Source organism: Micromonospora deserti (assembly GCF_003236335.1).
Taxonomy (GTDB): Bacteria; Actinomycetota; Actinomycetes; order Mycobacteriales; family Micromonosporaceae; genus Micromonospora; species Micromonospora deserti.
Window position 1 is genome coordinate 1 of the sequence record NZ_POUB01000443.1, and the last position, 2,910, is coordinate 2,910.

Consider the following 2,910-nt stretch of genomic DNA (forward strand, 5'->3'; position numbering starts at 1 on the left):
CCACCCGGCTCCACCGGCCCACCGGATCCCGCCGAATCCTCCGGCCCGGCCAGCGCGGACGGCGCCTCCGGGCCGGACGGCATCGAGGGACCGGACCGCGCTGCCGACTCGGGCCCGGCCGGTGGCGCGGCCGGCTCGGGCGGGCTGCCGGCGTACTCGTCGATGTGCAGGTCGGGGCCGCCGTCGGCGGGGCCGGTCCAGCGTACGGTGAGCTCCTCCAGGGCCTGCTCCTGCACGAAGGCGACCAGCCCCTCCCGGTACAGCTCCAGCAGGGCCAGGAACCGGGCCACCACCTCCAGGGTGGCGTCGCAGTCGGCGCAGAGCAACGAGAAGGTGGCGGTGCCGGCCCGGCGCAGCCGGTCGGTGAGGATCGCCGCGTGTTCCCGGACGCTGACCCGGACCAGGTGCACGTGGGCGATGGAGACCTCCGGCACCGGCTTCGGGGTCATCGCCTTGACGGCCAGTTCCAGCAGCCGCTCCGGCCCGATGCCGAGCACCAGGTCGGGCAGCGCCTCCGCGTACCGGGGCTCCAGGGTGACCGCGCGGGGGTAACGGCGGCCGCCGACCGCCTCCAGGGCGGCGATGTGCGCGGCCGCCTCCTTGTACGCCTTGTACTGCAGCAGCCGGGCGAAGAGCAGGTCGCGCGCCTCCAGCAGGGCGAGATCCTCCTCGTCCTCCACCTCGGCGGCGGGCAGCAGCCGGGCCGCCTTCAGGTCGAGCAGGGTGGCGGCGACCAGCAGGAACTCGCTGGCCTCGTCGAGGTCCCACTGGTCGCCCATGGCCCGGATGTAGGCGATGAACTCGTCGGTGACCTGGTGCAGCGCTACCTCGGTGACGTCCAGCTTGTGCTTGCCGATCAGTTGCAGCAGCAGGTCGAACGGGCCGGTGAAGTTCGCCAGCCGGACGGTGAAGCCGCCGCTGTCGGCTTCGGGCACGTCCCCGGCCTCCGCGCCGGCGCCTCCGCCCGCGCCAGCCCCGCCGGTGACCCCGGCCACGGCGGCCGCGTCGACCCCGATGCCGGCGGGCGCGGGCAGCGGCTGCTCGGGCGCGGCGCGCGGGTCCAGGGGTGGAGCGTTCACCCGACGACCGTAGTCGACGGGCCGGGACGACCGGCGCGACGGGGCACCCGGCCTACCGGTCCGCCTGGGCGGCGATCACCTCACGGGCCAGCTGCCGGTAGTTGCGGGCGCCGGACGAGGCCGGGTCGAGCGTGGTGATCGGGGAGCCGGCCACGGTCGACTCGGGGAACTTGACCGTCTTGGTGATCACCGTCTGGTAGACCTTGTCGCCGAACGCCTCCACCACCCGCTGGAGCACCTGCCGGCAGTGGGTGGTGCGGCTGTCATACATGGTGGCGAGGATGCCCTCGAGCTCCAGGTCGAAGTTGAGCCGCTCGCGTACCTTGTCGATGGTGTCCAGCAGCAGGGCGACACCGCGCAGACTGAAGAACTCGCACTCCAGCGGGATGAGCACGCCGTGCGCGACGGTCAGGGCGTTGATCGCCAGCAGGCCGAGCGAGGGCTGGCAGTCGATCAGGACGAAGTCGTACTCCTTGCGGATGGACTTCAGCACCCGGGCCAGGGCCATTTCCCGGGCGACCTCGTTGACCAGCTGGATCTCGGCCGCGGAGAGGTCGATGTTGGCCGGCAGCAGGTGCAGCCCGGCCACGTCGGTCTTGATCAGGACGTCCTCGGCGGTGATGTCGTCCTGCATGAGGAGGTTGTAGACCGACAGGTCGAGGTTGTGCGGGTTGACCCCCAGCCCGACCGAGAGGGCTCCCTGCGGGTCGAAGTCGACCAGCAGCACCCGGCGGCCGTACTCGGCGAGCGCGGCGCCGAGATTGATCGTGGTGGTGGTCTTGCCGACGCCGCCCTTCTGGTTGGCCATCGCGATGATCCGGGCCGGGCCGTGCCGGTCGGTGGGCATCGGTTCCGGGATCGGCTTGCGCATCGTGTAGGCGGCCGGGTCCGCCGGGCCGAGATCCGTGCCGAGCGCGGCCTGCTGCTCGCGGAGCTCCGACGTCCACGTCTCGGCACGGTCACCGTTGCCAGCCATGTCCTCGTTGCCCCCTCCCGACGACCACCCGGCGTCGGAACCGACCGACGTCCTCCGCGGCGCCGCTGCGCACCCCCGGTCTGCATCGCCCCGCCAGGTCCGCGCCGATGCCGACTGTACGCCACCGGCCTGCGGGCCCGGCGCACCCGCTCGGCGTGTCGCCGCCCCGCCGACCAGGTCACCCCCGGGGACCGGTCGACCATCCCCCGGCCGGACGGTCGGGACCGTTCAGCCGCGGGCCCGGGGGTGCGCGGTGGCGTACACCTCGCGGAGCCGTTCGACGGTGACCAGGGTGTAGACCTGGGTGGTGGTGACCGAGGCGTGCCCGAGCAGTTCCTGCACCACCCGCACGTCCGCGCCGCCGTCGAGCAGGTGGGTGGCGTAGGAGTGGCGCAGCGTGTGCGGGGAGACGGCCTGCGGCCCGTCGACCGGCAGCCCGGCCCGCTGCGCCGCCCGGCGCAGGATGGTCCAGGCGCCCTGCCGGGACAGCCGGCCGCCGCGGGCGTTGAGGAAGACCGCCGGATTGCCCCGCCCGGCGGCGGCCAGCCCCGGCCGGCCCCGGACCAGCCAGGCGCGCAGCGCCTGCACCGCGTACCCGCCGATGGGCACGAGGCGGGTGCGGCCGCCCTTGCCGCGCAGCAGCGCCGCGCCCTGCTCGACGTCGACGTCGTCCACGGCGGCGCCGACCGCCTCGGAGATGCGCGACCCGGTGCCGTACAGGAACTCCAGCAGCGCCCGGTCGCGCAGCGCGAGCGCCGCGCCGCCGCCGGTCGCGGTGACCGGGCCGGCGGTCTCGAGCAGCCGGACCACGTCGTCGACCGGCAGCGCGCGGGGCAGCCGGCGCGGCGGGGTGGG

General features: G+C 74.4%; 3 protein-coding genes. All 3 read right to left on the reverse strand.

Annotation, left to right across the window (positions count from 1 at the left end; genetic code table 11):
• A partial coding sequence (locus tag C1I99_RS30880; protein WP_233512814.1) for a segregation and condensation protein A occupies window positions 1–1,079 on the reverse strand: 1,079 nt, incomplete at its 3' end.
• Between the two features lie 52 nt (window positions 1,080–1,131).
• A complete protein-coding gene (locus C1I99_RS30885) occupies window positions 1,132–2,055 on the reverse strand; it encodes a ParA family protein (RefSeq protein WP_111137673.1) in 924 nt (307 codons plus the stop codon).
• Window positions 2,056–2,283: 228 nt separating this feature from the next.
• The coding region (locus C1I99_RS30890) for a tyrosine-type recombinase/integrase (RefSeq protein ID WP_146604100.1) at window positions 2,284–2,910 on the reverse strand (627 nt) is incomplete at its 5' end.